Raw genomic sequence first — 25,990 nt, 5'->3', positions numbered from 1 at the left:
ATTTGTTGTCACGCTTACAATCTGAAAGATTAGTAACGATGTTTTTACTTTTGAAGAATTACGGTGTAAATAATTATGTTTTTTTTATTCTAAAATTATATGTACTCTTCGAAGCTACTTTCATAATTTTATTATGACTTATCAGTGGTTGCGATACATATTATAAATCATAAAAAACCCCCAATAAGCGATTAACTTATTGAGGGCAAAATACTAGATTTTTATACTGTTATTTATATGCTTCTGTTCTTCCAGTGAACCAAACGGGAGATGTATAATTATTATCTTTCGCTACTTCCATGAAGTTTTGGCTGTTATTGGTCGCCTCCGATGTTGGATAAATTGTTCTTTCCATAAAGCGAATATTAGAAGGTTTTTTTATTACTCGAGCATTAAGTTCTTTGATGAATCTTCTTGTTTCGCTCCAAAGATCAAACGGATTAACAACATTGAAATCGATAAACTTTTGATCATAGATCATTCCTTTCTTTTCTAGATCGGAAGCTTGTGCAAATTTATTTCCAATAAAGTCCACATAATCTGTGATAACTTGTGTCGTAGGGGCTGCTGGCTGAGATGCTGCAATTTTCCCTGTATATGAAATAACATTCACCTTATTAAATGCATAATACTTATCGATCGATTCTTTGATCGCCTCTTTGTATAGATTTGTTGCATTTAAATTGAGATCTGGCCATCTTAAAGCAGCTTCTGATAAGATCAGTTTAACTTCTGTAGAAGTTATGATCTGAGTAGGAAGCAATACATTTTGTTCAAAAGTGGTACGGTTGTACAACGATGGATATGTTTTTGTCAGGTCTGCAGTTGTAATGGAGTCAGTGTAAGCTTTGGGATATGGTCCTTCTTTTCTTATTGCTGAATAGTTGTTAAAAGCGTCAGGTTGGAATAATACATAAAGCCTAGGGTCTGTATGATCTTTGTCTACTTTTAATAGTTTTACCATTTCTACAGGAGCATAGAATGAACTTCTTTGTTCCTGCATAGCTCGGTTGATCAAATATTCAAAGGCTCTGTCAGGTGTTTTGTCTGTGTGTAAAATGCTGTTTTCAGCGGAGTTAGCGTAAATAGATGTGCTCAGTACTTTTTGAATAACCGTTTTTGCCAATTGTGGGTTTGCATTTGTGTGTCTCATTGCAATTCTAAGGCGTAAACTATTAATCAATATTTTCCAGCGTTCGATATTTCCTTTCAGTAGTACATCTGAGGAAGCAAAATTCTTTTCTGGAATTGATGTTCCGATGGTATAGGCTGAGAATGTATTGTAAGATTCTTCTAATTTAGTAAGAACACTAGCATATACGGATTCTTGATTGTCAAATTTTGGAAAAAAGGATTCATTTTTTCCTTGAAGAGCTTCTGAATAAGGAATACTATTATGTGATTCTGTCAATCTGTAAAATAAATAAGATTTAACCACGTCAGCCACGACTTTATAAGGTAAGTAGTCCTTCTTCTCTTGGTCTGATAATTGGTTGTACCTTATCTCAAGTTCATTAACAGAACGAAGCTTGTCAAAAGACGATTCAAAAGGATTGAAGCCCCATGAAAATGTATTGACTATCCCGTCGTTAGAAAATCCTCCTGTCCCTAACATTCTATTAAAAACAGGAAAAGTATGATATAAAGAACCATAATCTGTGCGGAAAGTGCCAAGACGTTGTAAAGCGTCTGTCATAAACCCCTCAATAACGGGTTGAGTAAATCCGTCAGGATTCACGTATTTATCTTCTAATTGTTTCTGGCATGATACATTACTTAATATAATGACAGAAAGGAAAAATTTGGATATTATAGAAATATGCTTTTTCATGTTATTCGAATTAAAATGTTGCTCTTAAACTAAATCCAATGCTACGGGTTGTTGGGAATGCATTATTTTCATAAAATACATTAGTTCCATTGTTGGACTCAGGATCGACGTTAGGCATTGTACGGTGTAGAAATGCGACATTATTCATAAAACCAGAAACAATAAGTTTCTCAAATTTCATTTTAGAGGTTATAGATTTTGGTAGAGCATAGGATAATGTAATATTACGTAATTTTATATAATCGTTCTTGTAAACTACATCTTCTTGGATTTCCATGAAGGATTGCCAATAATAAGCATATTTGTCTCCAGCATTAATTATTCGGTCATTCGGTGTTCCATCCTGTTTTACTCCAGGTAAGATAACACCATCATGGAAGATCATTGGATATTTAGAGTCATTAGGCAAAGCTGTGTTGTGAGAAGGTAAGCCAACATAAGAACCATTGTTGTCGACATAGTAAGGAAGTCCTCCACTGGCCTCATCCCGCCCGGCTAAAGTCTCAATGCTGCTTCCACTACCTCGCATATACATATTGGTCTGTGAAATAAGCGTACTACCGAAAGATGCATCAAAATTCAGTCCTAATGTAAGCCCTTTATACGAAAAGTTATTGATTAAACCACCAATGAAATCAGGTGTTACCTTTCCTACTAATTTATCTTGTGTTTGATCTGTGTAGTATAAACCATCATTACCAACTAATCTTTCCCCTTTATCGTTAACAGCGAACGGTTTTACCAAAATCTGTCCATAGGGCTGGTTTTCTTTTGCAACAATGCGGGCTCCGCTTGCACCCCATAGGTTTTGGGTGTTTATTCCATCATAAAGCTCTTTCACCACTGGTTTAGATGCAGATCCATTGATAATCATGTCCCAAGAGAAAGAGTTTGTTTTAACTGGCGTGGCTGTGAGTGAAAATTCGTAACCTTTAGTTGAAACCTTACCCGCATTTATGGCTATCGCATTATAACCAGATGATGAAGCAAGGCTTAAAGCCATGATTTGGTTGTATGTGATACCTGAAAAATAGCTAAATTCTAATCCTAATCTTGAATTTAAGAATTTAGTGTCGAAACCAATTTCAAATTCACGTTTGCGTTCTGGCTGTAAGTCTTTCGGTGGAATTGTGGATGGTGAACTATAACTTATAGCACCATCATAAGATCCTATACTGTAAACATTATTTGAAAAGTATCGAGAACCTGGTCTTCCTGCATCAGCCCAAGATGCACGAAGTTTACCCATCGTCAACCATTCCGGTGCATCTATACTTTCTGAGAATACCCAGGAACTACTGACTCCTGGATAAAAATAGGAGTTGTTTTTGGGAGGAAGGATTGACGACCAGTCATTTCGTCCCTGTATATCAAAAAATAACCGGTTCTTATAACTTAATTGGGCTGAACCAAATATTCCATAAAGTCCATCGTTTGCAATTCTTGAATCACTAAATCGAAGGTCATTTTTAGAGTTGCCTAAAGATTCCCAATTATCAGTAATAAAGCCACCGTTTGTTGATCTTGAAAGCATTCGATATGAATTGCCTAGGTAGACTGCTCCGATAAAACTAGAAAGGTTCCAGTCTGGATTTAGATCTTTTTCATAACGTAGCATGGCCTGGCCATTCCATGAAACATTTTGCTCAGTTTTCAGTCCAGCACTTCCGCCTACACCCTGGGATAATGGTCGTCTTAGTGCCTCATAAGTATTGTTGTCGTTAATAATCCAGTCAAAACCACCTATACCGGTAAAGCTAAGGTTCTTATTGAGTTTTATGTCTAAGTTCAATGAATTGGTAAAATGGTTACGGCTGTTGTCAAATTTGTCTTTTTGTTGACTGTACAGGTAGTTTTTAGCTAAATTTTCTCGAACAACACTTCCTGTAGCATATTGCGCTTGAATGTTGTTCATATAAAAGAAGAAGTAACCTGTTTCCGGATCAAAAATTTGATTACGCAACGCTTTTACATCTAAATTTCTAGGTAGACCATATGTTACAAAGGCATCCTGATTTTGGTTGGGTGGATTGTGGTTAAAGCTGTTACTGTAGGTTGAAACCAATCTTAAGTTGACATTATCTGTAAGACTCATATTTCCGTTGAATGTTACCTTGTTTTCCTTAATTTTGAATCCTTCAAAAATTCCTTCGTAGTTTTTATTGGTGTAAGCCAAACGAAATCCTCCTAAATCACCACCACCCTGTATAGAAACGTTTGCAGTGGAAGTATGTCCATTTCGGTATAAATCGCGAATGTTGTCAGGTTGTGCGACATAGGGCTTCATCGTATTATCGTAATATAAGAGGTCTTGTCCATTGAAACGCGGTCCAAAGTTATAGGTGACTGGGGCGTATGAGGCCTGATCATTTCGTTTATAGAATCCTTCTGGCGTATAATTGTTTCCATAAGCACCCCAGTTGACAGGATAGCCAGAACCAAATTCGTTTTGTAATTCTTGTAATACCCATGGTTTATCAAATTGATGTGCAAGATTGACATCAATACCATACCCTGGTCTTTTTCTTCCGCTTTTGGAGGTGATTAGTATGACACCATTCGCTCCATTGGATCCGTATAATAAAGCCGCTTTTGCACCACGGAGGATTTCAAATGATGCGATATCATCCATGTTGAGGTCATTCAAGCCATTTCCCGGACTTCGATTTATATCTGTTTGCCAATCTAACATTGGGATACCATCGATGACAAATAGAGGACGTACGTTTGAGCTCTCAGAAAAAGAAACTGCATTACGGATATTAACATTTATTCCTCCTGCAGGTCCCATACCTGTAAGATTAAGCTTAAGGCCCGGAACTGTTCCGTACATCGAAGTCATAGCATTCATAGCAGAACCTTTATCAGCTAAGTCTTCTGTTGAAATTGTTGTGCTGGCATAGCCTAATGCTCTTTTTTCCTTTTTAACACCCAATGCAGTCACTACTACCTCATCGAGAGAAGAAGCATCTTCGGTAAGTATTATATTGACCGTATTAGAACTTCCCAGTTTAATTTCTTGTGATTTATAGCCTACAATGGTGATTCGAAGAGTTTCTCCTGCTGTTGCCTGGATAGAGAAAGTTCCGTTTGCCTTTGTTTGTGTTCCGCGATTGGTTCCTTTGATGGTGACTGAGGCACCAGAAACTGGACCATTTGAATCGCTTACCGATCCGGTGAGAGTTTGTTGCGCATATAAAGATGTTGCGCAAAAGAGTGTGCATAAGGCTAAGCCTGCACTTTTTTTGTAAAAGACACTCATGTTTTAATTATTAGGTTATTTAGAATTGTTTAGTACCAAGTTTAATCCATGGGATTATGCTTGTTGATTTAGGTGTAGTTATCTCTGGTTCATTTAAGTAATTAAATTATTTTAATACAAAGCGTGATTCTTTGAATCGCTATTTGTCTTTAGGTAAATAAAGTCGTATTAACGGTTAAAAGTATGGCGTATAAATCTAAGAGCGTGCTCTTTTTCTAAAATGCTTCTGTTGTACTATTTTAAATTGTGATTTTGGTTAGCTTCTTTCGATAAGTAAGTTTGGTAGAAAATGTACTTATCTCATTAAGTTGTGGTAAAAGTATATATTAAATATTAAGTTTCAAATTCTTTTTAAAAAAAAAATAAAAGATCTGTGTTTGTGCTTTTTGAATGTAAATTAGGCATAAAAGTGAATTAAGAAATTGTTATTTTTATGCCTTAAACAAACTATTTTATGAAACAGCGTTATTATTCACTTGACGTATTCCGAGGAGCTACAGTTGCTCTGATGATTATGGTCAATAACCCTGGAACATGGGCTCATATGTTCGCACCATTAAAACATGCCGGTTGGCATGGCTGTTCCCCAACAGATCTTGTTTTTCCTTTTTTTCTATTTGCAGTTGGTAATGCCATGTCTTTTGTTATTCCTCGACTTCAGGAAGCTGGAGATGCTGTATTCTGGAAGAAAGTTATCAAAAGAACGGTTTTGATTTTTGCTATTGGTTTATTCCTTAACTGGGCTCCGTTTGTGCAGTGGGACGGTGATACACTTGGATTGAAGCATTGGGTAAATCCAAATAATCCTGAAAAGGGCATCCGGATATTAGGTGTACTTCAGCGCATTGCGTTGGCGTATTGTTTTGCTTCTATTCTGGCTTATTACTTTAAAGAGAAGGCGTTGATCTGGATTTCTGCTGTTATCTTATTGGCTTATTGGGCTATTTGTGCTTTTGCTGGACAGGCAGAAGATCCTTATAGCCTTGCAGGTTGGTTTGGAACTCCGATTGATATACAGCTATTGGGAGTAGCTCATATTTATAAGGGAGAAGGTGTGCCTTTTGATCCTGAAGGCCTGATGAGTACATTACCGACTATTGTACAAGTCGTTTTCGGTTATCTTACCGGTACTTATATCAAGAAGCAAGGGCAGGTAGATTGGTTATGGTCTAAGGTTCCTGAAAGTAAAGAGCCTCATTTCAAATTACTTTCAGGGTTATTTGTAACGGGGTTTATTCTGGTAGTTTTAGCATGGATCTGGTCATTAGGTTTTCCGATCAACAAAAAAATATGGACAAGTTCTTATGTACTGTACACAACGGGATTAGGAATTATGACCATCGGTGGAATGATCTGGTTTGTTGAAGTACAAGGTGTGAAAAATGGTTTGACTAAATTTTTTGATGTGTTTGGCAAAAACCCACTTTTTATCTTTGTGCTAAGTGGTGTTTTACCGCGATTGGTAGGGCTGATCCGTATTCCAGATGGGGTAGGAGATGATGGAACTGTTTTATACACCAACGCATTTACCTGGTTTTATACAACAATCTGCAAACCTTTACCAGGTCCACCAGAGGTCGGTTCTTTCTTTTACTCGTTATGCTTTTTGGCCTTGATGTGGGGTATATGCTATTACTTGGATAAAAAGAAAATCTATGTGAAAGTTTAAGGCATTCCTTATTAATGCAGAGCGAATTTTAAGTTTATTGTTATCAGGTGTTTTGTCCCTCAATTGATTTAAACTTTATGTAAATTACTAGGTGCCTATTAAGGTGGCACTTTAATATTACTGCGTTACTACTTAAATTTTAATCTTCATTTTCTTTGCAGATTAAAGTTTAAGTGCTACCTTTGCAGTCAATTAACAAAAATTTTTAACGCTTTAATATTATTTCAGAGATGTATTTAAGTAAAGAGTACAAAGCAGATATCTTCGCGGAATTTGCAGGTTCGGCAACGAACACGGGTTCTACAGAAGGACAAGTAGCTTTATTCACTAAGAGAATTGCTCACTTAACTGAGCATTTGAAAAAAAACAGAAAAGATTTTAACACACAACGTGCCCTACAAATGTTAGTAGGTAAACGTCGTTCATTATTAGCTTACCTGTACAAAACTGACATCAACCGTTACCGTGCGATCATTAAAGGTCTTGGTTTACGTGATATCATCAAATAAGCTTTTAGTTATAAAAACTTTAGAAAGCCGTCTCTTTGGAGATGGCTTTTTTTTGTCGCTAAATTTTGAAATGATGATTTTATGCTACTTATTATTATAAAACCACCTTCAATGGTTAAGGGTAGCATGATAATTACTGTCATAAATGCAACTTACGTCAGTTTGATTATAAATATTTTACCTTATCTTTGCGATGAAATTAAAATATTTTTAATATAGGTATGCTGCCAAAAGATGAAAAGCATATCGCAAATAACAACGAATGAGTTATAACGAAATCAAAACAGTAATTGATATGGGCAATGGCTCCCAGATCGAACTTTCTACTGGTAAATTGGCTAAACAGGCTGATGGTGCAGTAGTTTTAAAACAAGGTGATACGATGCTTCTAGCAACAGTCGTTTCTGCTAAAGAAGCGAAATCTGGAGTTGACTTTTTACCTTTGTCAGTAGATTACCAAGAGAAATACGCGGCTACAGGCCGTATTCCTGGCGGTTTCTTACGTCGTGAGGCACGTTTGTCAGATTATGAGATCTTAATCTCTCGTTTGGTAGATAGAGCTTTACGTCCTTTATTCCCTGAAAACTATCATGCAGATACGCAAGTAATGATCTCTTTGATCTCTGCAGATAAAGATATTATGCCTGATGCATTAGCTGGTTTAGCAGCTTCTGCTGCTATTGCGGTTTCTGATATTCCTTTCAATGGACCTATTTCTGAGGTTCGCGTTGCTAAGATCGATGGCCAATTGGTGATTAATCCAAAAATGTCTGAATTAGAAAGAGCAACTTTAGAATTTATCGTAGCTGGTTCTGCTCAAGATATCGGTATGGTTGAAGGTGAGTGTAGTGAAATTTCTGAGGCTGAAATGGTAGAAGCAATTGCTTTTGCGCATGAGGCGATCAAAAAACAAGTTGCTGCTCAAGTTGAATTAGCAAATTTAGTCGGTAAAAATGTAAAACGTGAGTATAACCACGAGCCAACTAATGAGACTTTGAGAGCTGAAATTTTCAGTGCGACATACGATAAAGTATATGCTGTAGCAGCTTCTGCTTCTGCAAAACATGACCGTTCTGAAGCCTTCGCAAAAATTGCTGAAGAATTCAGAGCGACACTTCCAGAAGAATTGGATGAGGACACAAAATTCTTATTCAAAAAATATTTTCATGATGTACAATACGATGCAGTTCGTAATTTAGTATTGGACGAAGGAAAACGTCTTGATGGACGTGATGTACGTACTGTACGTCCAATCTGGTCAGAAGTAAATTATTTACCTGCGGCTCACGGTTCGGCTGTATTTACACGTGGTGAAACACAATCATTGACTTCTGTTACTTTAGGTGCTAAAGATGCAGAACAAATGATCGATGGTGCTTTCATCAACGGTTATAACAAATTTATCTTACACTACAATTTCCCGGCTTTCTCTACAGGTGAGGCTAGACCAAATAGAGGTCCAGGTCGTCGTGAAGTAGGTCACGGAAATTTAGCATTACGTTCATTGAAACGAGTATTGCCTGCTGATAGTGAAAACCCTTACACGATCCGCGTTGTTTCTGATATTTTAGAATCTAACGGTTCTTCTTCAATGGCAACTGTTTGTGCTGGTACATTAGCATTATTAGATGCGGGTATTAAATTGAAGGCTCCAGTTTCTGGTATCGCTATGGGTTTAATCTCGGATGAGAAAACAGGTAAGTATGCAATTCTTTCAGATATTTTAGGTGATGAAGATCATTTAGGTGATATGGATTTTAAAGTAACGGGTACTGAAAAAGGTATTGTTGCTTGTCAAATGGACTTAAAGATCAATGGATTGAAATGGGAAGTTTTGACACAAGCTTTGGATCAAGCTAAAGAGGCTCGTCTTCATATCTTAGGTGAAATGAAGAAAACAATTTCTGAGCCACGTGAAGATTACAAACCTCATGCTCCTCGTATTGTTCAGATCATTATCGATAAAGAATTTATTGGTGCTATCATCGGTCCAGGTGGTAAAATTATCCAAGAAATGCAACGTGAAACAGGTGCTACTATTTCTATTGAAGAAGTAGACGGTAAAGGTATCGTTCAGATCTTTGCAGACAATAAAGCTGCTATTGATGATGCAAGTACACGTATTAAAAATATCGCGGCTAAACCTGAGGTAGGTGCTACTTACGAAGGTAAAGTGAAGTCTATTATGCCTTTTGGTGCTTTCGTTGAAATCATGCCAGGAAAAGATGGTTTATTACACATCTCTGAGATTGATTGGAAACGTTTTGAAACGATGGATGGAATCTTTACTGAAGGTGATAAAGTAACGGTTAAATTATTGGATATCGACAAACAAGGTAAATTGAAACTTTCTCGTAAAGCTTTATTGCCTCGTCCTCCTCGTGAAGATAAACCTGCTGCTGACGCAGCTCCACAAGCGTAAGTTTTAAAAACTTAATCATATAAAAAGCTCACTGAAAAGTGAGCTTTTTTTTGCTAAAAAAAACAGGCTGTCTATTTGACAGCCTGTTTTCATTTGTTATAACATGATAACGGATTCTATTTTAGATACTTCTTTGTAATAATCAATTACTTCATCGGCATTATTGACAAAAGTCTCTACGGTGATGGACTTGTATTTACCACCTGATGATTCTTTTTCCGCGTATTTGGTGCTTGCATGCGTAAATACTTGTTTTACTTGCTCTATTTTCTCCAAATCGGCTTTTACAATGAATTTGAATTTGTACAAGGATGGAAATTGTTCTACAGCAATCAATTTTTCTTTGAAATTTGTATAGAAATCTTGCTGATTATTTCCGTCTTCAATATCTTGGATATTGATGTTGTTGTTTAATTCTGACATTTTTAATCTCCTTTTGTTGATTATTATCAAAAGCTATTCCATAAATAGTGGCCTGACAGACTTGCAGATTAATTGTCGACTGCAATAGGTCTATCCTGTGGCGCTTTACCCCAATTTTTGTTTGGTGTACTGCTCATTTCAATTTCGATTGTACCACCTTTTAGAACTTCTTCATAAGTGATAAATGATTTGGAATAAGATGCACCGTTGCGTTTGATACTTTTGATGTAGCTGTTTTTCTTCGCTTGGTTTTTAACCTGTATCGTTAACTGTCTATCATTTGGAAGGGTAATCGTAGCTTTTTCCATCATCGGTGATCCGAAAACATAGACACCGCTGATTGGATTTAATGGATACATACCCATTGCTGAAAACACATACCAAGCACTCATCTGTCCAGCATCGTCATTACCACACAAACCATTAGGTTTGCTTGTATAAAATTCCATCATGGCTTTACGGGCAAGTGCAGAACCTTTCCAAGCTTCTCCTGCATATGCATACAGATAAGGGACATGGTGATTGGGTTCATTGCCTTGAGCATATTGACCGATAAGACCAGTAATATCATTTGAAGCTTCTCCGCCCAGATCGGAAGACATTGTTGTGAACTCGTCAAGTTTCTTCAAGAAGTTTTTATCGCCTCCAAAAAGATTGATTAGGCCTTTTACATCTTGAGGAACTAACCAGGTGTATTGCCATGCGTTACCTTCACAGTAATCGTTTTCACGGTGTTTAGCCATCAATGCGTTGAATGGTCTTCTAAACTCACCGTTAGCTTTTCTTCCCACAAAATGTCCTACTTCTTTATCAAAATATTGCTCATAAAGCTTATATCTCTTCTCAAAATATACAGCATCTTCTGTTTTGCCTAATTTCACAGCCATTTTGTAAGCACTATAATCTGCAATAGCATATTCTAATGCCCAAGCTACAGATTCATGATCCATGCTGTCAATTGGAATATAAGTTAAGTCACGTACGAATTTTAAGCCGTTTTCATAACCCATTGCGGTGGTTTTTACTGCTTCCCAAGCCAATTCGTAATCTTTCTCATCTAAAATCCCTTTGATAACTGCATCAGCTACTACTGGTATTGCCGGTAATCCAACCATAGTATTGGTCTCATTACCTTGTAAATGCCATACCGGTAATTTTCCCTGTTGCTGATAAATCGCCAGCATGGTTTTAATAAAATCCTGATTGATCTTACGATCCTCCAGTAAATTCATTAAAGGGTGAAGTCCACGGTAAGTATCCCATAAAGAGAATACGGTATGGTTGGTAAAATCCTGTTTTTCGTACACTTGTTTGTCTGTACCTAGATAATCACCATTTGCATCATTAAAGATGGTCGGTGCAAAATAGGTATGATACAATGCGGTATAAAAAATGGTTTTGGTATCTGCATCTCCTTCAAATTGAATTTTATTTAAAGTGCTGTTCCATTTGTCATTTGCCTGTTTCTTCGCATCTGCAAAATTCCAGTTCGGCATTTCCACCTGTATGTTTTCTAAAGCATTTGTCGTACTTACAGATGAAAGACCAACCTTCACTTCAATGGTTTTATTTTTTACAGCATCAAAAAATAAAGCAGCTTTTATAGCTTGACCTTTTACGGTAGAAGAACCTAATTTTTGACTGTTCTCCTCATAGAACTGCACTTTTTGGATAGGAACAGATGTTTTTAAAGCAAAATATACTTTTTGGTCACTTGCCCATCCTGAAGAAAAGCGGTATCCGACAAATGTGCTGTCATTGATTTGCTTAATGTACGAGTCTGTTGTTTTATCCCAGTTCATCTTAAAAGAAAGGTCGATGAATAAGTGGGCATTGTCCGATTTATTATAGACATACTGATGATAGCCAACACGCTCAGTTGCTGTTAGATTTGCCTGAACTTGGTAATCGTCTAATAGAACACTGTAAAATCCAGGTTGGGCTATTTCATTTTCTTTTTTAAAGCTAGATCCATAGCCGGTACCCATCTTGTTAAACTCTGCAGGTTTTAACTGTACTTTACCGTTTGCAGGTACAATCATAATATCATTAAGATCGCCAATACCGGTACCACTAAGATGTGTATGGGTAAAACCCAGAATTTCTTTGCTTTTATAATTGTAACCACTGCACCAGTCCCAGCCATTAAACTGATCCCAGGTCTGTGCAATCTGAGATGGACCTAATTGTACAGCTCCTAATGGCACATTGGCACCGACAAATACGTGTCCATGATCTTCGGAACCGATAAAAGGGTTCACATATTGAGTCAAATTTTGTTGAGCCATTGAACTTAATGGCGATAATGCAAGAATACTTAATAAAATTTTATTGTAATTCAATTGAATCATAATTAATTAGTTTGATCTTATTTAGGGGTGAAATATAGCATTTTTTTTGCTTAATAAATCCTTTTAGCTTAAATATTTTTACAATATATGGCGTTATTACTTTAATTTTTTTTAGATTAGTAACTCATATTATAAACACACTATACTTAATGAAGAAGAGAATTTTGATCAGTGATATAGCAAAGGCTTTAGGGGTTTCGGTTACTACGGTATCTTTTATATTGAATGACAAAGCCAAGGAGAAGCGTATAAGTGAGTCATTGACAAAGCGAGTTCTTGATTATGTTAAAAAAGTCGGCTATAAACCTAATGAACTTGCTAAAAGTTTACGTACAGGTAAAACGAAAATTATCGGTCTCATCATTGAAGATATTTCAAATCCATTCTTTGGTAATATCGCGCGTTTGATTGAAACTAAAGTTTATGAGCAAGGGTATCGGATTATCTATTGTAGCACCAATAATGATAGCGAGAAGACCAAAGAGCTGATCGGTATGTTCAATGATCGACAGGTTGATGGTTTCATCATTACACCTTCCGAAGGAATTGAGGAAACAATTTCTAATTTGATTCAATCTAATGTACCTGTTGTTTTATTTGACCGCTATTTGCCGGATGTGGAAACAGATTATGTTATTGCTGATAATTTTCAAGGCGCCTTTGATGCCACCGTTCATTTTAATGAGCAGGGCTATAAACGTATCGGTCTAGTCTCGTTATACTCTGATCAGACCCAAATGCGGGATCGCCTAGATGGCTACATGAAAGGTATGGATCAATTTAAGAAGCAGGTATACATCAAAAAAATACAACTGGACGCATCAGAAGCAGAGGCAATTGATGACTTACATGAGTTTGTTGTAGATAATCGCCTAGATGCTGTTCTATTTGCAACTAATTATTTGGCAATTACAGGACTTAAGTCTGGGAAGAAACATAATTATAAATTACCGGCACTAATTGCATTTGATGATCATACGGTATTTAAATTGCACGAACCTGCCATCACTGTTGTTTCGCAACCTATTGAAGAAATTGCGGATCACATTATCAATATTTTATTGTTAAAATTGCAGGGTAAAGCCAAATCAATTAAACATCTGACACTACCCTGCGAATTGAAAATACGTGAATCTTCTATTTTGAAGCAATAGTATCTGCTACAAATACCATAGAAATGGAGTTGACACAATGACGTGTGTTTTTATCGGTCAATCTTTCGCCGATGAAAACATGCCCGAGGTGTGCTCCGCATGCGTTACACAGAATTTCTGTTCTTCTTCCATCTGCATCTGTTTCTTTTCGTGTGGCCCCTTTGATTTCATCATCAAAACTAGGCCAGCCGCAATGCGAATCAAATTTATCTTCCGAACGATAAAGTGCAGCATTGCATCTTTTGCAAACGTAAGTTCCTTTTGTTTTATTATCCAGTAGGGTGCCCGTGTAGGGACGCTCCGTTCCTTTGTGAACAATAACATGTTCCTCTTCTGGCGTTAATTTGTTATATTTTGTTGAATCTTCCATTGTCTTAAAGATTGATGTTTGTTTTGAAGCTTGATGCGTCTGTGCATTACAGGAGGTTATTAAAAAAATCAAGCCATATAAAAATACTAATTTTTTCATGATAACTGCATATCCGTAAAGTTACAATTCTCTAATCAATTCTTTGTCAGCATACTGTTATCAAGAATCACTTTCGGGTAGTTTTGAATTTTTTTATGTCCTATTGATGTCTTAAATTTGAGGCTTATCAATTTCCGCCTTGAAGTACAAGAGGTGGTTTAAATCTGCATTAAATAGTCATTTTAAAATAATTTAGAACGATTATAAATTGATAAATAACGTCACAAAATTGTCAGGGATTTATTAATAAGTTATACTTTTGTGGCATTACTAGGCAGAGTGTGCTCTGTTTAGAATGGTGTTTAAATTTTTATATTCACAAATAAATAGTATAAAGTGTTAAATATGAGAAATATCTCATCCGTTTTGGGAAAACTTGCGAGGATAGCGTCAATGAGTTTGGTGCTGTTATTTGCCGTTACGACGCTGCATGCGCAAGATGTCAAGGAAGGTGAAAAAATCTTCAAAGCAAAGTGTACGAGCTGTCACAAAGTTGATAGAAAAGTTGTTGGTCCTGCCTTAAAAGGTATTACCGAAACTAAGTCTGAAGAGTGGTTGATTAAATGGATTAAAAACTCTCAAGCTTTAATTGCTTCAGGTGATGCCGATGCAATTGCAATTTTTGAGGAGTACAATAAATCTGTGATGACTTCTTTTACAGATTTATCAGATGATAATATTAAGTCAGTATTGGCTTATATTAAAGCTGAGTCTGTTGAAAAACCTAAAGGTGAATTGCCTCCAGGTGAAACTGCGAAAGATGACAATGCTAACTTGTTTATGATCTTCGGGTTAATAGGTGTAGTTGTTTTGGCAATTGTTGTTATCGTTGTTTTAAACCGTGTGATCCGTACTTTAGAGAAGGTTATCGCAACAAATCAAGCTGCTGTTGAAGCAGAAGAGGAGCCTCAAACGAGTTCTAAATTCCTTGCTTTTGCTAAAGCTTTTGTTAAGAACAAGAAATTAGTCGGATTTGCTGTATTAATGCTTGTTGCTTTATTGGCTGTTGGTGGTTGGAAAACAATGTGGAACGTGGGTGTTCACACAGGTTATCAGCCGGTTCAACCGATTAAATTCTCGCACCAATTACACGCGGGTGTAAACAAAATTGAGTGTCAATATTGTCACGGTGGTGCTTTTAAATCTAAAAATGCATCTATTCCTTCTGCAAATGTTTGTATGAACTGTCACAATACGATTACTGGTTCTGAGCATTATGATGGTGAAATTTCACCTGAGATTGCAAAAATCTACCGCGCATTGGATTTTAATCCAGAGACTCGTACTTACGGAAACAATCCTAAGCCGATTCAATGGGTTCGTATTCACAACTTGCCAGATTTTGCTTATTTTAACCACTCACAACACGTTACAGTAGCAGGAGTAGAATGTCAGACTTGTCACGGACCTATTGAAACAATGGAAGAAGTATACCAATACTCGCCATTAACAATGAAATGGTGTGTGGATTGTCATAAGGCAACAGATGTGAAATCAGATAACAAATACTACGAAGACTTAATCAAAGCGCATGAAAGCATCAAAAAAGGTGAAAAAATGACAGCGGCGATGATCGGTGGTCTTGAGTGTGGTAAATGTCACTATTAATAATTATTCAGAAATACGCAATCTTATATACAGCTTAAATGGATAGCAATAAAAAATATTGGAAAGGTTTGGAAGAATTGAAACAAACACCTGCTTTTGTAGAAAAAAGCAAGGGTGAGTTTGCCGAATCTATTCCTGTAGAAGATGTCTTAAATGAAGCAGGGTTGAGTACAAAAACTCCTCGCCGTGACTTCTTAAAAGCATTAGGTTTTGGTGTTGGGGCTGTTACTTTAGCAGCTTGTAACAGCACTCCTGTGCATAAAGCAGTTCCTTATTTAATTAAACCAGAGGAAATTACTCCAGGTATTCCTAACTTTTATACTTCGACTTTTAACGGTCAGAGTATCTTAGTAAGAACGCGTGAAGGTCGTCCTATTAACGTAGAGGCAAACCCGAACGCAATTGGTTTAAATCAAGGTACAGATTCGGGAACTGCAGCATCAGTTTTAGACTTATATGATGAGTCTAAATTAAAAACAGCCCAAATAAAAGGGCAGGATGTTGAATGGTCTAAATTAGATAGTACTGTTATCGCTGCTTTAAATGCAGCAGCTACTGCTGGAAAACAAATTACTATTGTTGCAAGCACAGTAAATAGTCCTACTACATTGGCTGCAATCGCTAAATTAACGGCGAAGTACCCAACGACTAATTTGGTTCAAGTAGACGCTGTTTCTTATAGCGCTATTATTGAAGCGAATAAAAACTCCTTTGGTAAAGCAGTTGTTCCTTCATACAATTTTGAAAAAGCAAATGTTGTTGTTTCAGTAGCAGCTGATTTCTTAGGAACTTGGTTAGCTGGGGAGGAGCATACACAGCAATATATTAAAAACCGTGATTACAAATCATTGAAAAATGGTAAGATGTCACGTCACATTCAGTTTGAGTCAGGTCTAAGTATGACTGGTTCAAATGCCGATGTGCGTATCGCAATTAAACCTTCGGAAGAAGCAGCTGTTTTAATTTCATTATATAATGCAATTACAGGTTCTTCTTTAGCGGGTGGTATTGCTGCAAAAAGAGCACAAACTGCGGTTACTTTAGCGGCAAAAGAATTGTTAGCGAACAAAGGTGCTGCTGTTGTGGTTGCTGGTTCGAATGATATTAACATTCAAACATTAGCAAATGCGATCAACAGTGCATTAGCTTCATACGGATCGACAATTGATTTAGATAATTTCTCTAAACAACATCAAGGTTCTGACGTTGCATTTTCACAATTTTTGACAAACGCAAATGCAGGTCAGGTAGGTGTTGCTTTATTCTTAAACAGTAACCCTGTTTATGATTATTTCAAAGCTGACGAAGTTAAAGCGGCATTGAAGAAAGTTGATTTTACATTATCTTTCTCTCAACGTGCTGATGAAACAGCTTCAGAATTGACTGCTATTGCTCCAACAAATACATTCTTGGAGTCTTGGGGTGATGCTTCTCCAAAAGAAGGTTTATTCTCAATCGTTCAACCGACAATTAATCCTGTATTTAACACACGTCAAGCGGATCAATCTTTATTGGTTTGGGCGGGTGATACAACAGATATCTATTCATTTGTTAAAAACCTTTGGACTTCAACTATTTTAGCTGGAAGTACAAAGAACTGGAATAGCGTTTTGCAAACAGGATTTGAATATAAAGGTGCAAAAACTGCAGCTTCTTATTCATTCGCTGGTAATGTAGAGGCTGCTGCTAGTGCTGCTATCGCAGCTGCTAAAACAGTAGTTGGTGAGTTCGAATTGAAATTGTATGAATCAAGTGCTTTACGTGACGGTAGATATGCAAATAATGCCTACTTACAAGAAGTTCCTGATCCGGTTTCAAAAGTAACTTGGGACAACTATGCTGCTATTAACCCTAAAGATGCTGAGAAATTAGGATTGGGTGAAGATGCAACAGTTACTGTTGAAGCTAATGGTTACAAAGTCGAGTTACCAGTTGTTCAACAACCGGGACAAGCTTTGGGTACTGTTTCAGTAGCCATCGGTTACGGACGTACTAAAGTTGGTAAGGCTGGTAATAATGTAGGTAAAAATGCTTACCCTTTTGCAAGCTTAGTTAATGGTACAATTCAGTTTGTAGCTAAAGCAACTATCGCTAAAGCGAATACGATCTATCAATTAGCGCAAACACAAACACACCACACAATCGAAGGTCGTAACATCATTCGTGAAACTACTTTCGCTAAATATTTAAAAGATCCTAACTCAGAGTCAGGCCGCTTTACAGATAAACACAAAACGTATGATTTGTGGAACAAGTATGAGCAACCAGGTCACAAATGGGTGATGGCAATCGATTTGAATGCATGTACAGGTTGTGGTTCTTGTATCGTTGCTTGTAACGTAGAAAACAATATTCCTGTTGTAGGTCGTGATGAGGTTCGCCGTCGTCGTGAGATGCACTGGTTACGTATTGACCGTTACTACACTATCGAAGAAGATGGTAAAGAATATACAAAAGAAGCGGATATTGAAAAACTGAATAGTTTCGAAAATGTAACCGTTGTTCACCAACCGATGTTATGTCAGCATTGTGCACATGCACCATGTGAGACAGTATGTCCAGTATTAGCTACTGTTCACTCATCAGAAGGTTTGAACCATATGGCTTACAACAGATGTTTCGGAACACGTTACTGTGCGAATAACTGTCCATATAAAGTACGTCGTTTTAACTGGTTTAACTACTGGAATGATTCACGTTTTGACAACTACTTGAATAATGAGTTTACACAATTGGTATTGAATCCAGATGTAACGACACGTTCACGTGGGGTTATGGAGAAATGTTCGATGTGTATCCAACGTATCCAAGCTGGTAAATTACATGCGAAAATGGAGAACCGTAAAGTAAAAGACGGCGATATCCAAATGGCGTGTCAACAAGCATGTTCTGCAAATGCGATTATCTTTGGTGATGCTAATGATCCAGAATCAGAAGTATCTAAAGCATTACGCAATGAGCGTGTTTATTACGTACTTGAGGAAATCAATGTACAGCCGGGTATCGGTTATATGACAAAAGTTAGAAACACTTTTGAGGCGTAATCTTGTTCATTATTTGAAATAAAAATACTATGTCATCGCATAACGAATCAATATTAAGAGAACCATTAATGACCGGTAAGGACATTACGTATGCTAAAATTACGGATGATATCTTACTACCGGTTGAAAATAAACCGAATAAAGCATGGTGGATCGGATTCACTGTAGCCGTATTAGGTGCTTTATTATGGGTAGTCAGCGTTAGTTATACCTTTTGGACAGGTATCGGCGCTTGGGGTCTGAACAAAACTGTAGGCTGGGCTTGGGATATCACCGACTTTGTATGGTGGGTAGGTATCGGTCACGCAGGTACGTTAATTTCGGCCGTATTATTAATTTTCCGCCAGAACTGGCGTAATTCCATCAACCGTTCGGCTGAGGCGATGACGATCTTCGCCGTTATCTGTGCCGCAACGTATGTTGTAGCTCACATGGGGCGTCCTTGGTTAGCATACTGGATTTTCCCTTTGCCAAACCAGTTCGGATCTTTATGGGTTAACTTTAACTCACCATTAGTATGGGATGCATTTGCGATCTCTACATACTTCACAGTATCCTTAGTATTCTGGTACTGTGGTTTATTACCGGATATCGCGACTATTCGTGACCGTGCTACTGGTTTAAGACAAAAGATTTATTCTGTATTGTCTTTCGGTTGGAACGGATCTGTGAAAACTTGGCAACGTTTTGAGATTGTGTCAATTATCTTGGCAGGTATCTCAACTCCATTAGTACTTTCGGTACACACGATTGTATCTTTTGACTTTGCAACTTCTGTTATCCCAGGATGGCATACAACAATTTTCCCTCCATACTTCGTTGCTGGTGCGATCTTCTCAGGTTTTGCAATGGTGCAGACTTTATTGTTGATCTTACGTAAAGTAATGAATTTTGAGAATTATATCACGATGTTCCACATTGAAGCCATGAATAAAATTATCATGACGACAGGTTCTATCGTTGGTATTGCATATTTAACAGAGTTATTCATCGCGATGTATTCACAATCGGAGTACGAAATGTACGCTTTCCAAAACCGTATGTTTGGTCCTTATGCTTGGGCTTACTGGTCAATGATGACTTGTAACGTAATTTCTCCACAATTATTCTGGTTTAAGAAAATCCGTACAAGTATTCCTATTTCATGGATCTTATCAATCGTGGTAAACATCGGTATGTGGTTTGAACGTTTCGTAATTATCGTGACTTCATTACACCGTGATTATTTACCTTCATCTTGGGCTATGTTTTACCCAACTTGGACAGATGTTGGTATTTTCGTTGGATCGATCGGCTTATTCTTTACATTGTTCTTATTGTTCTTACGTTTCTTACCAGGTATCGCGATTGCAGAGGTTAAATTATTGCTGAAAAGCTCTAGTTTACAACAAAAAACGAAATTGGTTAAAGAAGGCGCATTCCCAGCTGAACAAGTGGAATACTTTAGAGATTCTTTAGGTAAATATGATTCGGTAACAGAACAAGAAATTAAAGAGTTAAAATAATAGCAATGGGCAATACAAAATATATATTAGGTAGTTTTGCTGATCCGGATGAAATGATGCATGGGATCGACAAATTGCAGAAAAATAATGTAAGCATCTATGATTGCTTTACTCCAATGCCAATTCACGGTATTGAAGATAAATTGGGCGTTAAACCTTCGCGTTTGCCTATTGCAGCATTTTGCTTTGGAGCACTAGGAACAACATTAGGATTCAGTTTATTGTACTATACAATGGTACACGACTGGCCAATGAATATCGGCGGTAAACCATCATTCGCTATCCCGAACTTTGTTCCAGTAACATTTGAGGTTACTATTTTAATCTGTGCCTTGGGTATGGTTGCAACTTTCTTTTATCGCAATCATTTATTCCCGGGACGTACACCTCGCGTAATGGATTTAAGAGCTACAGATGATCGTTTCGTTATCGCTATAGATGCTCGTGAGAACACAGACCATGCTTTGATCGATTCTTTATTGAAAGAAGCCGGCGCTGTAGAAGTTAAGTACAATGATAGAAAATATGTTAGTTATGAATAAGAAGAATTTACTAGTTACAGTATGTGCAGCTCTGTCGTTGACAGCAGTCGTTTCTTCTTGTGGTGACAAGACTACTCGTAGTACAGGTTGGGAGTTTTCTCGCAACATGTACGATCCGATTGCTTTCAATCCAGATCAACCAAACGAGAATTTTAAAAACAAGCAAACTGCACAAACACCTCCAAAAGGTACAGATCCGATCGGTTTTACCAGATTTGAATATGCCAATACTTTGGAAGATTACGAACGCGCAGGACGTGAAGTTACTAACCCTTTTGAGTTAACACAAGCTAGACTTGAAAAAGGCCAGGCTTTGTTTACGACTTACTGTGCTGTTTGTCACGGACCAGAAGGTAAAGGTGATGGTTCTATTACAAAAGACCGTGAAATTACAGATTCTAGAGGCACACGTAAGCTTGAGAATTTCCCTAATCCACCGTCTTATCATAAAACGGATGCTGCAAATTCTTCTCGTGGCGGTATGATGGCTGATTTGACAGATGGTAAGATTTACCATACGATTTATTACGGTCACAACTCAATGGGATCGCATGCATCGCAGTTGTCTCCTGAAGAACGTTGGGAAGTTGTTATGTACGTTCATGAATTACAAAAGAAATAATCTAACATCAGATAAATAAATGGGAACTCACAATCATCATCACGATTATAATTTCAACGAGCGATTCGAGTTTGCTGGTAAAGCAAAAACATTCAGTATCATCGCAATCGTTGTTGGTATAGCTGCAGTAGCCTACGGAATGCTTATGGGCGATCATATTCTAGTAGAGCGTACTTATGCTAACTTATTATTGATGGGTTATTATTTTACATGTGTATGTGCTGCTGGAGCTTTTTTCCTGGCATTACAATATGTAACACAATCTGCTTGGTCAGCTGGTATCATCCGTATACCTCAGGCTATGGCAGGTATTTTGCCTATTGCGTCAATCATTTTATTAGTGATTGTTGCATTGGGATTAAGCACTCACAATCTATACCATCACTGGTATGCAGAAGGTCTTACAGATCCGAATAGCCCTGCTTATGATAGTATCATCGCTGGAAAGTCATGGTATTTGAATTTTTCAGGTTTTTTAAGTCGCCAGGTAATTTTTATGGGACTTTATAGTATTTTTGCCATTATCTTAGCGAAATTGTCTTATAAAGAAGATTTAGAAGGTGGTTTAAATTCTTATAAAAAGAGCTTTAAATTATCAGCTATATTTTTAGTTATTTTTGGTTTTACAACTCCAATTTGGTCATTTGATACCATCATGTCATTAGAAGCGCATTGGTTTTCTACGATGTTTGGCTGGTATAACTTTGCAGCAATGTGGGTTAGTGGTCTTTGTGTGATTACAATTATTTTAATTGTATTACAAAAAGCAGGTTACATGAATTGGGTAAATGAAAATCATTTACATGATCTAGGTAAATTGATTTTTGGTTTTTCTATCTTCTGGACTTACGTTTGGTTTGCACAGTTTATCTTAATCTGGTATGCTAACATGCCTGAGGAAACTGTATATTTTTACAAACGTTGGGAGCCAGAATATAAACCATGGTTCTGGTTAAACATTGTTATTAACTTTTTAGCTCCTTTATTGCTTTTAGTTGATCGTGATGCAAAACGTAAGAAAAATGCCATGTTATTCGTTGCGATTTTATTACTTGCAGGTCACTGGTTAGATTACTATATCATGATTATGCCTGGTACAGTTGAATCTCACCGTGGGTTTGGTATTGTAGAAATCGGTACAGCACTTGGATTTGTAGGTTTATTTACATTCTTAGTAATGAGTAAATTGAGTAAACAAAGCTTAGTAGCTAAAAATCATCCTTTCTTGGATGAGAGTTTACATCACCAAATATAGTTTCGCTTTTAAAGGGATATTACGTAAAATCGTTATAAAGAAATGAGCTTTAAATTAAATAATAGATTCAAATCCATCTCAGGTTTGGTCCTTGCAATCGGGTTGTTATTCGCAATCCCATCTTTTGCAAGCCAAGATTCTGTAGTGGTAGATACGACTAAAGCTACGGAAGCTGTTGCAACTAATGCAACAGCTGCTGGAGCAAATGTTGTCGATTCGGCTACAACTGCAAAAGCAGAAGTTGCTGCGTCAGCAGGTACGTCTACAACAAAAGTTGACGCCAAAGCTGCAGAGGTAGAGAAGAAGATAGACCCTCAAGTCTATAAAAACTTCATTTATTATGTTTTATTATTCTTAGTTATCTGTACAGTTGTTGCTGTTATTGGTAAAGTTATCTCAATCTATGAGTTAACAAATAAGATGAATAGAAAGCATAATCCTTTAGCATCAAATAGTTTTCAGGCATGGTTATTATTCATTTTCCTATTTGTTTTCTTAGGAGGTGTGTATTATTCATTCTCTCACCATGGCGGTATGGCTTGGAGAGATGCTGTAACAGAACATGGTGCTAAGATTGATACGATGTTTATCATCACAACTGTTATTACAACATTTGTATTGGTTATCACACACATTTTATTACTGACGTTTACGTTCATTTATAGAATGAAGAAAAATGGTAAAGCTTACTATTTACCACATAACAATACAATTGAAAAAATCTGGACAATCGTTCCAGCTGTTGTTTTGACTGTATTGGTATTATTTGGTTTCTTTACATGGAGATCAATTACAAATGTTCCAGAAGATTTACAGAAATCTGCTCTTCAGATTGAAGTATTGGGTGAGCAATTTGCTTGGCATGTGCGTTACCCAGGTTTAGATGGTCAGATAGGAAAACGTAATTATAAATTAACGACTCCGACTAATCCTTACGGTATCGATTTCAATGATAAAACTTCATGGGATGATATTCAAGGTGCTGATATTGTGCTTCCGGTTAATAAGTCTGTACGTTTCCACATCATTTCCAAAGATATTATTCACTCATTCTACATTCCTGATTTCCGCGTTCAGATCAATGCTGTACCGGGTATGACGAATTACTTCCAATTTACACCTACTGTAACTACCGAAGAAATGCGTGAGCGTATGAATGATCCTAAATATGATTTCGTTATGTTATGTAACAAAATCTGTGGACAAGGTCACTATAGTATGTCTAAGAAAGTAGTTGTAGTTACTGAAGCGGAATATAAAACGTGGTTAGCGACGCAAAATAAATATTTTACTGAGGATGTACAAAAGGAGTTTGCTACAAAAGAAGTAAAGACTCCACAAGTAAAAGATAGCGTAAACGTTACTGCTTCATTAAATTAATTAGAATAATTGAATTTTAAAAACGAATATGTCAAGTACAGTTATTTCGCATAGCGCTGAGCATCACGATTCGCATGGACATCATCAAGAGTCATTCATCTCGAAGTATATCTTCAGTGGTGACCACAAGATGATTGCTAAGCAATTTTTGATCACGGGTATTTTCATGGCGGTATTTGCTATGATCTTATCCATCTTATTCCGTATCCAACTTGCGTGGCCGGATAAAGAATTTCCGATTCTGGAAGTATTCTTAGGTAAATGGGCTGAGGGTGGTCGTATTAACCCTTCATTTTTCCTTTCTTTGGTAACCATTCACGGTACCATCATGGTATTCTTCGTTTTAACAGCGGGTCTATCGGGTACTTTTAGTAATTTACTGATCCCTTATCAAATTGGTGCACGCGATATGGCGTCTCCTTTAATGAATATGTTGTCCTACTGGATGTTCTTTGTAGCTTCAGTTATCATGATTGCTTCTTTCTTTGTTGAAAGCGGACCTGCATCAGCTGGTTGGACAATTTATCCACCACTGTCTGCGGTACCTACAGCAATTGCAGGTTCTGCTACAGGTATGACATTATGGTTGGTAAGTATGGTTCTTTTCGTAGCTTCACAGTTGATCGGTGGTATTAACTACGTAAGTACAATCTTGAACATGCGTACTAAAGGTATGGATCTTTGGAAAATGCCTTTAACAATCTGGGCTTTCTTCTTAACTGCCATCGTAGGTATGTTATCTTTCCCAGTATTAGTATCAGCAGTTGTTTTATTGATTTTTGACCGTTCATTCGGTACTTCTTTCTATTTATCAGATTTAGTTGTTCAAGGCCAGATTTTACCTAATGAAGGTGGATCTCCAATTTTGTTCCAACACTTATTCTGGTTCTTAGGTCACCCGGAAGTTTATATCGTTGTAATGCCTGCATTGGGTCTTACTTCGGAGGTTATCTCAACAAACTCTCGTAAACCGATCTTTGGTTACCATGCCATGGTTTACTCGTTAATTGGTATTACAGTTTTATCATTTATCGTTTGGGGTCACCATATGTTTGTGACAGGTATGAATCCTTTCTTAGGAGGTGTATTTATGATCACAACATTAATCATTGCAGTTCCTTCTGCGGTAAAAGCATTTAACTACATGGCGACATTATGGAGAGGTAACATCCGTTTCACTCCAGCGATGATGTTTGCTATTGGTTTAGTATCTTTCTTTATCTCAGGTGGTCTTACAGGATTATTCTTAGGTAATGCAGCATTAGATATCAACTTGCACGATACTTACTTCGTTGTAGCCCACTTCCACTTGGTAATGGGATCTGCTTCGATCTTCGGTATGCTATGTGGTGTTTACCACTGGTTCCCTAAAATGTTTGGTCGTATGATGAACACTAAATTGGGTTACTTACACTTCTGGATGACATTTATCGGTGCTTACTTGGTATTCTTCCCGATGCACTTTATGGGTATAGATGGGGTTCCACGTCGTTACTATGCATTTACAGAGTTTGCCTTCATGGAGAAATGGGTTTCAGTTAACATGTTAATTACTTGGGCTGCTATTGTTGCAGGTTTAGGTCAAGTAGCTTTCTTGTTCAACTTCTTCTACTCCATTTTCTTTGGAGAAAGAGCTCCTCAGAATCCTTGGAAGTCCAATACATTAGAGTGGACTACTCCAGTAGAACATATCCATGGTAACTGGCCAGGAGAGATCCCAACAGTACACCGTTGGCCGTATGATTACAGTAAGCCAGGACATGATGAAGATTTTATTCCTCAGACTGTACCTTTCTCAGAAACAATGAGCTCTAATTTCCTTCATGATTTCGAAGGTAATGAAGAAGCTGAGCGTATCCAGACAGAATGGGATGCTCAAAATAAAAAATAACTAAAAACGATATTTAGAGTAAGTTGTGCGAAATGACTTACTCTAAATATTAT

At 37.1% G+C, this 25,990-nt stretch carries 17 protein-coding genes; 12 read left to right on the top strand and 5 right to left on the bottom strand.

Annotated features, from left to right (window positions below):
• Nucleotides 1-229: 229 nt before the first annotated feature.
• Nucleotides 230-1,831 (bottom strand): SusD/RagB family nutrient-binding outer membrane lipoprotein, encoded by a 1,602-nt coding sequence (locus EDF66_RS16485; RefSeq protein ID WP_132843813.1) that lies wholly within the window; start codon nt 1,829-1,831, stop codon nt 230-232.
• A 10-nt stretch (nt 1,832-1,841) separates the two neighbouring features.
• Nucleotides 1,842-5,093 (bottom strand): SusC/RagA family TonB-linked outer membrane protein, encoded by a 3,252-nt coding sequence (locus EDF66_RS16480; protein WP_132843811.1) that lies wholly within the window; start codon nt 5,091-5,093, stop codon nt 1,842-1,844.
• 454 nt (nt 5,094-5,547) lie between these two features.
• Here EDF66_RS16480 and EDF66_RS16475 point away from each other — a divergent pair, with 454 nt between their 5' ends.
• The 3 genes from EDF66_RS16475 (at nt 5,548) to pnp (ending at nt 9,693) form a co-directional block, all read left to right on the top strand.
• A complete protein-coding gene (locus EDF66_RS16475; RefSeq protein WP_132843809.1) occupies nt 5,548-6,762 on the top strand; it encodes an acyltransferase family protein in 1,215 nt (404 codons plus the stop codon).
• A 230-nt stretch (nt 6,763-6,992) separates the two neighbouring features.
• On the top strand, nt 6,993-7,271 hold the full coding sequence (gene rpsO / locus EDF66_RS16470) for a 30S ribosomal protein S15 (RefSeq protein ID WP_021191167.1): 279 nt from the start codon (nt 6,993-6,995) through the stop codon (nt 7,269-7,271).
• A 262-nt stretch (nt 7,272-7,533) separates the two neighbouring features.
• Nucleotides 7,534-9,693 (top strand): polyribonucleotide nucleotidyltransferase, encoded by a 2,160-nt coding sequence (gene pnp, locus EDF66_RS16465; RefSeq protein WP_132843808.1) that lies wholly within the window; start codon nt 7,534-7,536, stop codon nt 9,691-9,693.
• A 96-nt stretch (nt 9,694-9,789) separates the two neighbouring features.
• Here pnp and EDF66_RS16460 read toward each other — a convergent pair whose 3' ends face one another.
• Both EDF66_RS16460 and EDF66_RS16455 read right to left on the bottom strand, forming a co-directional pair.
• Nucleotides 9,790-10,116: a DUF493 domain-containing protein gene (locus EDF66_RS16460; protein WP_021190954.1), complete on the bottom strand. Its 327-nt coding sequence runs from the start codon at nt 10,114-10,116 to the stop codon at nt 9,790-9,792.
• A gap of 68 nt (nt 10,117-10,184) precedes the next feature.
• Entirely contained in the window at nt 10,185-12,467 is a 2,283-nt protein-coding gene (locus EDF66_RS16455; protein WP_132843806.1) for a GH92 family glycosyl hydrolase, read from the bottom strand.
• Nucleotides 12,468-12,616: 149 nt separating this feature from the next.
• Between EDF66_RS16455 and EDF66_RS16450 the strand changes: the two genes are divergently transcribed.
• On the top strand, nt 12,617-13,621 hold the full coding sequence (locus tag EDF66_RS16450) for a LacI family DNA-binding transcriptional regulator (protein WP_132843804.1): 1,005 nt from the start codon (nt 12,617-12,619) through the stop codon (nt 13,619-13,621).
• On the opposite strand, the gene EDF66_RS16445 is transcribed toward EDF66_RS16450, so the two are convergent.
• Nucleotides 13,605-14,090: a methionine-R-sulfoxide reductase gene (locus tag EDF66_RS16445; protein ID WP_132843803.1), complete on the bottom strand. Its 486-nt coding sequence runs from the start codon at nt 14,088-14,090 to the stop codon at nt 13,605-13,607. The genes EDF66_RS16450 and EDF66_RS16445 overlap by 17 nt on opposite strands.
• A gap of 345 nt (nt 14,091-14,435) precedes the next feature.
• On the opposite strand from EDF66_RS16445, the gene EDF66_RS16440 reads away from it, so the two are divergent.
• From EDF66_RS16440 to EDF66_RS16405, 8 genes are read left to right on the top strand one after another with little or no spacing between them, the layout of a single operon-like run.
• A complete protein-coding gene (locus EDF66_RS16440; protein ID WP_132843801.1) occupies nt 14,436-15,698 on the top strand; it encodes a c-type cytochrome in 1,263 nt (420 codons plus the stop codon).
• Between the two features lie 38 nt (nt 15,699-15,736).
• The gene (locus EDF66_RS16435; RefSeq protein ID WP_132843800.1) at nt 15,737-18,742 is read left to right on the top strand and encodes a TAT-variant-translocated molybdopterin oxidoreductase; all 3,006 of its coding nucleotides are present in this window, start codon (nt 15,737-15,739) and stop codon (nt 18,740-18,742) included.
• 29 nt (nt 18,743-18,771) lie between these two features.
• Nucleotides 18,772-20,247, top strand: a complete 1,476-nt coding sequence (nrfD, locus tag EDF66_RS16430) for an NrfD/PsrC family molybdoenzyme membrane anchor subunit (RefSeq protein WP_021189355.1) — start codon at nt 18,772-18,774, stop codon at nt 20,245-20,247.
• Between the two features lie 5 nt (nt 20,248-20,252).
• Nucleotides 20,253-20,789, top strand: a complete 537-nt coding sequence (locus EDF66_RS16425) for a DUF3341 domain-containing protein (protein WP_021189356.1) — start codon at nt 20,253-20,255, stop codon at nt 20,787-20,789.
• On the top strand, nt 20,773-21,411 hold the full coding sequence (locus EDF66_RS16420; protein ID WP_380918722.1) for a c-type cytochrome: 639 nt from the start codon (nt 20,773-20,775) through the stop codon (nt 21,409-21,411). The genes EDF66_RS16425 and EDF66_RS16420 overlap by 17 nt, the downstream gene beginning before the upstream one ends.
• A 19-nt stretch (nt 21,412-21,430) precedes the next feature.
• Entirely contained in the window at nt 21,431-22,666 is a 1,236-nt protein-coding gene (locus EDF66_RS16415) for a hypothetical protein (protein WP_021189358.1), read from the top strand.
• Between the two features lie 42 nt (nt 22,667-22,708).
• Complete coding sequence (locus EDF66_RS16410; RefSeq protein WP_132843798.1) at nt 22,709-24,046, top strand: cytochrome c oxidase subunit II; 1,338 nt, start codon at nt 22,709-22,711, stop codon at nt 24,044-24,046.
• Nucleotides 24,047-24,074: 28 nt separating this feature from the next.
• Nucleotides 24,075-25,937: a cbb3-type cytochrome c oxidase subunit I gene (locus tag EDF66_RS16405; RefSeq protein WP_207898655.1), complete on the top strand. Its 1,863-nt coding sequence runs from the start codon at nt 24,075-24,077 to the stop codon at nt 25,935-25,937.
• Nucleotides 25,938-25,990 lie beyond the last annotated feature (53 nt).

The sequence above is a fragment of the Sphingobacterium sp. JUb20 genome (assembly GCF_004342035.1).
GTDB lineage: Bacteria > Bacteroidota > Bacteroidia > Sphingobacteriales > Sphingobacteriaceae > Sphingobacterium > Sphingobacterium anhuiense.
The sequence above is the reverse complement of the archived record's forward strand: the minus strand, read 5'-3'. Positions and strand labels throughout refer to the sequence as shown.

What these genes read in the sequence shown, in the direction of transcription:
- EDF66_RS16475 (WP_132843809.1), top strand. Translation starts at nt 5,548, where the DNA reads ATGAAACAGCGTTATTATTCACTTGACGTATTCCGAGGAGCTACAGTT.
- EDF66_RS16420 (WP_380918722.1), top strand. Translation starts at nt 20,773, where the DNA reads ATGTTAGTTATGAATAAGAAGAATTTACTAGTTACAGTATGTGCAGCT.
- EDF66_RS16445 (WP_132843803.1), bottom strand. Translation starts at nt 14,090, where the DNA reads ATGAAAAAATTAGTATTTTTATATGGCTTGATTTTTTTAATAACCTCC.
- EDF66_RS16450 (WP_132843804.1), top strand. Translation starts at nt 12,617, where the DNA reads ATGAAGAAGAGAATTTTGATCAGTGATATAGCAAAGGCTTTAGGGGTT.
- EDF66_RS16410 (WP_132843798.1), top strand. Translation starts at nt 22,709, where the DNA reads ATGAGCTTTAAATTAAATAATAGATTCAAATCCATCTCAGGTTTGGTC.
- EDF66_RS16485 (WP_132843813.1), bottom strand. Translation starts at nt 1,831, where the DNA reads ATGAAAAAGCATATTTCTATAATATCCAAATTTTTCCTTTCTGTCATT.
- EDF66_RS16425 (WP_021189356.1), top strand. Translation starts at nt 20,253, where the DNA reads ATGGGCAATACAAAATATATATTAGGTAGTTTTGCTGATCCGGATGAA.
- EDF66_RS16460 (WP_021190954.1), bottom strand. Translation starts at nt 10,116, where the DNA reads ATGTCAGAATTAAACAACAACATCAATATCCAAGATATTGAAGACGGA.
- pnp (WP_132843808.1), top strand. Translation starts at nt 7,534, where the DNA reads ATGAGTTATAACGAAATCAAAACAGTAATTGATATGGGCAATGGCTCC.
- EDF66_RS16480 (WP_132843811.1), bottom strand. Translation starts at nt 5,093, where the DNA reads ATGAGTGTCTTTTACAAAAAAAGTGCAGGCTTAGCCTTATGCACACTC.
- EDF66_RS16415 (WP_021189358.1), top strand. Translation starts at nt 21,431, where the DNA reads ATGGGAACTCACAATCATCATCACGATTATAATTTCAACGAGCGATTC.
- rpsO (WP_021191167.1), top strand. Translation starts at nt 6,993, where the DNA reads ATGTATTTAAGTAAAGAGTACAAAGCAGATATCTTCGCGGAATTTGCA.
- EDF66_RS16405 (WP_207898655.1), top strand. Translation starts at nt 24,075, where the DNA reads ATGTCAAGTACAGTTATTTCGCATAGCGCTGAGCATCACGATTCGCAT.
- EDF66_RS16440 (WP_132843801.1), top strand. Translation starts at nt 14,436, where the DNA reads ATGAGAAATATCTCATCCGTTTTGGGAAAACTTGCGAGGATAGCGTCA.
- EDF66_RS16435 (WP_132843800.1), top strand. Translation starts at nt 15,737, where the DNA reads ATGGATAGCAATAAAAAATATTGGAAAGGTTTGGAAGAATTGAAACAA.
- EDF66_RS16455 (WP_132843806.1), bottom strand. Translation starts at nt 12,467, where the DNA reads ATGATTCAATTGAATTACAATAAAATTTTATTAAGTATTCTTGCATTA.
- nrfD (WP_021189355.1), top strand. Translation starts at nt 18,772, where the DNA reads ATGTCATCGCATAACGAATCAATATTAAGAGAACCATTAATGACCGGT.